Below are 5,911 nucleotides of genomic sequence, written 5' to 3'. Positions count from 1 at the left end.
TGCCGAGACCGGCCAGCACACCGGACGCTCGCCGAAGGACAAGTTCGTCGTGCGTGACGACAGCACCGCCCCGCATGTCTGGTGGGAAAACAACAAGGCGATCTCGCCGGCGCAGTTCGAGACGCTCCTCGCCGATTTCCGCGCCCATGCTGCGGCCAAGGATCTCTATGTGCAGGATCTCGTCGGCGGCGCCGACGCCGAGTTCCAGCTGCCGGTTCGCGTCGTGACGGAATTCGCCTGGCACTCGCTGTTCATCCGCAATCTCCTGATCCGCCCGCAAGCCGCCGAGCTCGACCGCTTCGTGCCGCAGATGACGATCATCGACCTGCCGTCCTTCCGCGCCGACCCGGCCCGCCACGGCACCCGCGCGGCGACGGTTATCGCGGTCGATCTCACCCGCAAGATCGTGCTGATCGGCGGCACGTCCTATGCCGGCGAGATGAAGAAATCGGTGTTCACCGTGCTGAACTACCTGCTGCCGCAAAAAGGTGTCATGCCGATGCATTGCTCGGCCAACGAAGGACCCGCCGGCGACGCTGCCGTCTTCTTCGGCCTTTCCGGCACAGGCAAGACGACACTGTCGGCCGATCCATCGCGCACACTGATCGGCGACGACGAGCACGGCTGGGGGCCGCACGGCATCTTCAACTTCGAAGGCGGCTGCTACGCCAAGACGATCAGGCTGTCGGCCGAGGCGGAGCCTGAGATATTCGCCACCACGCAGCGCTTCGGCACGGTGCTGGAGAATGTGATTCTCGACGCTGCCCGCGCGCCGGATTTCGACGACGGCCGCCTCACGGAGAACACGCGCTGCGCCTATCCGCTGGACTACATTCCCAATGCCTCGAGGACCGGCCGCGCCGGCCATCCGAAGAACATCATCATGCTGACGGCCGACGCCTTCGGCGTCATGCCGCCGATCGCCCGGCTGACGCCGGCGCAGGCGATGTATCACTTCCTTTCAGGCTATACCGCCAAGGTCGCCGGAACCGAAAAGGGCATAACTGAGCCCGAGGCGACCTTCTCGACCTGCTTCGGCGCGCCCTTCATGCCGCGCCATCCGTCAGAATACGGCAATCTGCTGCGCGAGCTGATCGCCGGCCACGGCGTCGATTGCTGGCTGGTCAACACCGGCTGGACCGGCGGCGCCTATGGTACCGGCCGTCGCATGCCGATCAAGGTGACGCGCGCCCTGCTCGGCGCGGCGCTCGACGGCTCGCTCAATGCCGCCGAATTCCGCACCGATGCCAATTTCGGCTTCGAGGTGCCGGTGGCGGTGCCGGGCGTCGACGGCGCCATTCTCGATCCGCGCTCGACCTGGGCCGACAAGGCGGCCTATGACAGGCAGGCCTCCAAGCTGGTCAACATGTTCGCCGCCAACTTCGAGAAATTCGAAACACATGTCGACGCGGCCATCCGCGGCGCGGCACCGCGCCTGCAGGAGGCGGCGGAATAGCTGCCGCTCCGAACATCTTCCTCCAGGGCCCGGCTTGGGCCGGGCCTTTTCTTTTTCCCGCCGCCGCGCCATGACTGTGCGCATGAATGCCGACGACACGATCATCATCGCCAGTGATGCGGTCATCCATCCGGATGACCTGCACGAGGACTTCATCCGCTCTTCCGGGCCGGGCGGCCAGAACGTCAACAAGGTGGCGACCGCCGTCCAGCTGCGCTTCGACGCCGCCAATGCGCCGGGCCTGTCGGAGCGGGTGCGGGAGCGCGCCATCAAGCTCGCCGGCCAGCGCGCAACCAAGGATGGCGTCATCGTCATCGAGGCCGGGCGCTTCCGCACTCAGGAACAGAATCGCGCCGACGCGCGAGCCAGGTTGACGGCACTGGTCGCCAAGGCGGCCGAGCCGCCGCCGCCGCCGCGCAAGAAGACGAAGCCTTCGAAGGGCGCCGTCGAGCGGCGCCTCAAGACCAAGGCCGGGCGCTCGACGGTCAAGAAGCTGCGCGGCCGGGTTGAAAGCGACTAGGGGCCGACATCCGACGACGGCCGCTTTCGGGTCGCGAAGCCGTTCTGCGGTGGCATGCTCGGACGAATTGATCGGATCGAATGCCATGCTCGTTCTGCCCAAGGGCGTTCGCCATATGCCGGGCTATCTGTCGCGCACGGAGCAGGAAGCGCTGGTTGAGGAGATCAGGCGCATCGTGCAGGCGGCGCCGCTTTATGTGCCGGCCATGCCGCGCACCGGCAAGGAAATGAGCGTGCGCATGACCAATTGCGGGACGCTCGGTTGGGTGACCGACCGCGAGCGCGGCTATCGCTACCAGCCGATGCACCCGGTGACAGGCGAGCCCTGGCCGCCGATCCCCGAAGCCCTGATAAAAGTGTGGCGCGAGGTGTCGGCCTATCCGCACGCGCCTGAAGCCTGCCTCGTCAATTTCTATTCGAGCGAGGCCAAGATGGGCCTGCACCAGGACCGCGACGAGCAGGATTTCGCAGCACCCGTCGTTTCGGTGTCGCTCGGCGACGACTGCCTATTTCGGGTCGGTCACACCACGCGCGAAGGCGGCACCAAGTCGTTCAGGCTGAAGAGCGGCGATGTCGTCGTGCTTGGCGGGGAGGGACGCCTCTGTTTCCACGGCGTTGACCGCATCTACCCAGCGACCTCGGCGCTGTTGAGGAGTGGCGGCCGTATCAATCTGACGCTGCGGCGGGTAACGGTGCCCGCAAGCTAACGAAATCTAGAAGTTTTCCTCATAAAGACGGGCAGCTATTGCAGCGTGGGGCTCGGCAATGTCGCAAAGCTATTCGGTCCTCCGCGGCCTGTGGGCAATCGTCACGGAGGCAGCCCAACTCGTTCGCAGGGATTCGGGCCTCTATCTGGCCATCGTCATTTATGTTTTGGCCGGGCTGATCTTTCTGAACGCGATTGGCGCCGCCGACCGCCTCGCGTTCTCGATATATTTCGGGTCCTGGATTCCCCTCAACGGCTTCGCACTGCCCACAATAGCAATCCTTGCCGACGCAATTCTCATTATGCATCGCTTCAATTCCCGGCGACGTTTGGTTGCGAAAAGAGTGTTTTCGACCGGGCGGTTGGCATATTCGCTATCGGGATTGTGCCTTCTGATGGCGCTCATGATCTTTCAGGGCAATTTCACGTCCGTGAAGAACGGAATGTCGGCCTGGCAAGGCGGTTTTCAATTCGATGTCCTGCACGCCGACATCGACGCTTTCCTCCATTTGGGCGCCGATCCGTGGCGCTGGCTCTACTCCGTGGCCGAAAGTGATCTGGTGCGCGCCATAATAGAATGGAACTACAACGTCTTCTGGTTTCTGCTGAATTTCGTCGGCTTGTTCTTCGTCGCGACATCGCCCATGGTGGCATCGGCCCGAACGCGCTATCTCGCCTGCTTTATGGCAGTCTGGATCCTGGTCGGGAACATCCTGGCGGCGCTGTTCCTCTCGGCGGGTCCGGCATTTTACGGCGCGGTCACGGGAGACACGGCGCGGTTTGGTGAACAGCTTGCATTCCTGGCCCGCGGGGCTGGGTCGAGCAACTCCGCGGCCGCCTACCAGCAGTATCTATGGTCGCTGTATGAGGCCAAGCAGACCGGTTTTGCCACGGGTATCTCGGCGTTTCCCAGCGTTCACGTCGGCCTTGCAATGCTCAATGCATTGTTCGTTCGCGAATACAGCCGCCTCCTCGGCGCCTTCGCTCTGCTCTACGTGGCCTTTGTTGCTGTCAGCTCGGTCTATCTGGCATGGCACTATGCAATAGACAGCTATGTCGCCGTCATCGTCGTGTCTGTGATTTACATCGTCGCTCGCAAGCTGATCCCGGCGGACCGTCGCCTCGTGCCGAACATGCCGATCGGAGCCGTCAACCGTCCCGTGGCCGCCGCTACGGTCTGCTGAGACCCGGCTCCCTGTCGAAGCTGCCGCCGACTAAGAACAAAGACTAATTTGAAAGCGCGTCGCCTGAATCGACGCCAGGGCCATGCGCTTTAGGCGCCGGTCCGCCGGATTCGATCAGAGTTTCCGCAATGCCACCTCTTCGACCAGGTGGTTGGCGCCTTTGCGCAGGATGAGGTCGGCGCGCGCCCTGGTCGGCAGGATGTTCTCGCGCAAATTCTTCAGGTTGATGTTGCTCCACAGGCCCTCGGCGATGGCGCGGGCGGCATCCTCCGACAGCTGCGAATAGCGGTGGAAGAAGGAGTCCGGGTTGCGGAAGGCAGTCTCGCGCAGTCGCATGAAGCGCTGGGTGTACCACTGGTGAATCAGCTTCTCGTCGGCATCGATATAGATGGCGAAGTCGAAGAAATCCGACAGGAACGGCACGATCTTGCCGTCCTTCGGCAGCTTGCCCGGCTGCAAAACATTGATGCCTTCGAAGATCAAAATGTCCGGCCTGTCGATGGTGACGAACTCGCCCGGAATGACGTCGTAGGTCAGGTGCGAGTAGACGGGGGCCCGGACGTCGCGCTGCGCCGACTTGATGCCGGAAAGGAAGCGGAGCAGGGCGCCGACGTCGTAGCTTTCTGGAAAGCCCTTGCGCTCCATCAGATTGTTGCGGCGCAGGATCTCGTTCGGCAAGAGGAAGCCGTCGGTGGTGATGAGATCGACCTTCGGGCTCGACGGCCAGCGCGCCAGCAATTCCTTGAGCACGCGAGCGGTGGTCGATTTGCCGACGGCGACCGAGCCGGCGATGCCGATGATGAACGGCGTCTTGACGACGTCCTGCGCGTTGAAGAAGGCCTGGCGCTGCCTGAACAGCAGCTGGCTCGCCTCGACATGCGCCGAAAGCAGACGGGAAAGCGAAAGATAAATGCGCTTGACCTCTTCGAGGTCGACCGGGTCGTTGAGCGAACGCAGCCGGTCGATCTCGTCCTCGGTCAGCGTGAGCGGCGTGTCGGCGCGGAACTGCGACCATTGCTCGGCCGAGAAGAAACGAAAGGGGGAGTATTTCTCGGTCGGAGCAAGCTGGTCCATCGAGTCTCCTGCCCTCCTAGAGCATGATGCCGAAAAGTGTGGAGCGGTTTTCGGACGACATCATGCTCTATCCGTCTTTAGCGGTCAGCCCCGGGGCCGGGACGCCTTTTCAGCGACGCCCGAGCGGCCGGTGCGGCCCTCGAGCTCCTTCACCACGTCCTCCAGCGGAATGCCCGCGATCGCGAGGACGACCAGCCAATGATATAGAAGATCGGCGCTTTCCGAAACGAGGGCCTGCCTGTCGCCGCGAACGGCGGCGATCACGGCCTCGACCGCTTCCTCGCCGAGCTTCTGCGCCGCCTTGTCCATGCCCTTGGCGAACAGTTTTGCCGTCCATGAGTCCGGGTCGCCGGAATGGGCGCGCTGATGGATTATCGTTTCCAGCTCGGCGAGCGAAAATTGAGCCATAGCAGTGGATTAAGTCCGATGAACGGTCGAGTCCAGCCGCATCGGCAGGCCGGCGCCCGCCATATGCGCCTTGGCCTCGGCGATGGTGTAGGTGCCGAAATGAAAGATCGAGGCGGCAAGCACGGCGCCGGCATGGCCATCGCGGATGCCTTCCACCATGTGATCAAGCGTGCCGACGCCGCCCGAAGCGATGACCGGCACACGCACGGCATCGGCGATCGCGCGGGTCAGCGCGATATCGTAGCCGGCCTTGGTGCCGTCGCGGTCCATCGAGGTCAGCAGGATCTCGCCGGCGCCGACAAAGTATCGATCAACACGGCGGCGGTGAAGAACCCGGATTTCGTCGCGGAGGCTGCCGACAAGTTCGGCAACCAGTGCATCGTCGTCGCCATCGATGCCAAGAAAGTATCGGCTGCCGGCGAGGCCGACCGCTGGGAGATCTTCACGCATGGCGGGCGCGAGAAGACCAGCATCGACGCGGTCGAGTTCGCCAAGAAGATGGTCGATCGCGGCGCCGGCGAGATCCTGCTGACCTCGATGGACCGCGACGGCACCAAGGCCGGC

At 63.5% G+C, this 5,911-nt stretch carries 6 protein-coding genes and 2 pseudogenes; 5 read left to right on the top strand and 3 right to left on the bottom strand.

Translation table 11 applies throughout. The features are described 5' to 3' along the window. From EOA60_RS15310 to EOA60_RS15295, 4 genes are all read left to right on the top strand, one after another. Positions 1–1,456 (top strand): phosphoenolpyruvate carboxykinase (locus EOA60_RS15310; protein ID WP_128311558.1); only part of this gene is annotated, 1,456 nt, incomplete at its 5' end. Between the two features lie 82 nt (positions 1,457–1,538). Next, positions 1,539–1,976: an alternative ribosome rescue aminoacyl-tRNA hydrolase ArfB gene (arfB, locus tag EOA60_RS15305; RefSeq protein ID WP_095825582.1), complete on the top strand. Its 438-nt coding sequence runs from the start codon at positions 1,539–1,541 to the stop codon at positions 1,974–1,976. Between the two features lie 85 nt (positions 1,977–2,061). Further along, entirely contained in the window at positions 2,062–2,682 is a 621-nt protein-coding gene (locus EOA60_RS15300) for an alpha-ketoglutarate-dependent dioxygenase AlkB (RefSeq protein ID WP_095825583.1), read from the top strand. 58 nt (positions 2,683–2,740) lie between these two features. After that, a complete protein-coding gene (locus EOA60_RS15295; RefSeq protein ID WP_095825515.1) occupies positions 2,741–3,865 on the top strand; it encodes a phosphatase PAP2 family protein in 1,125 nt (374 codons plus the stop codon). A 114-nt stretch (positions 3,866–3,979) separates the two neighbouring features. Here the strand turns inward: EOA60_RS15295 and coaA are convergent, their stop codons facing one another. From coaA to EOA60_RS15280, 3 genes and pseudogenes are all read right to left on the bottom strand, one after another. Continuing rightward, positions 3,980–4,939, bottom strand: a complete 960-nt coding sequence (gene coaA / locus EOA60_RS15290) for a type I pantothenate kinase (protein WP_067002907.1) — start codon at positions 4,937–4,939, stop codon at positions 3,980–3,982. Between the two features lie 84 nt (positions 4,940–5,023). Next, on the bottom strand, positions 5,024–5,347 hold the full coding sequence (locus EOA60_RS15285; protein ID WP_095825516.1) for a phosphoribosyl-ATP diphosphatase: 324 nt from the start codon (positions 5,345–5,347) through the stop codon (positions 5,024–5,026). A 9-nt stretch (positions 5,348–5,356) separates the two neighbouring features. Beyond that, positions 5,357–5,671 (bottom strand): annotated as a pseudogene (locus EOA60_RS15280) (HisA/HisF-related TIM barrel protein); the annotation flags it as partial. Between EOA60_RS15280 and EOA60_RS15275 the strand changes: the two are divergent. Continuing rightward, positions 5,633–5,911: pseudogene (locus tag EOA60_RS15275) on the top strand (HisA/HisF-related TIM barrel protein); the annotation flags it as partial. The pseudogenes EOA60_RS15280 and EOA60_RS15275 overlap by 39 nt on opposite strands.

Source organism: Mesorhizobium sp. M1A.F.Ca.IN.020.06.1.1 (assembly GCF_004023265.1).
Classification (GTDB): Bacteria; Pseudomonadota; Alphaproteobacteria; order Rhizobiales; family Rhizobiaceae; genus Mesorhizobium.
This window is presented reverse-complemented; position numbering and strand designations above follow the sequence as displayed.

Excerpts from the sequence above, each read along its gene's own strand:
- arfB (WP_095825582.1), top strand. The coding sequence starts at position 1,539 with ATGAATGCCGACGACACGATCATCATCGCCAGTGATGCGGTCATCCAT.
- EOA60_RS15300 (WP_095825583.1), top strand. The coding sequence starts at position 2,062 with ATGCTCGTTCTGCCCAAGGGCGTTCGCCATATGCCGGGCTATCTGTCG.
- EOA60_RS15295 (WP_095825515.1), top strand. The coding sequence starts at position 2,741 with ATGTCGCAAAGCTATTCGGTCCTCCGCGGCCTGTGGGCAATCGTCACG.
- coaA (WP_067002907.1), bottom strand. The coding sequence starts at position 4,939 with ATGGACCAGCTTGCTCCGACCGAGAAATACTCCCCCTTTCGTTTCTTC.
- EOA60_RS15285 (WP_095825516.1), bottom strand. The coding sequence starts at position 5,347 with ATGGCTCAATTTTCGCTCGCCGAGCTGGAAACGATAATCCATCAGCGC.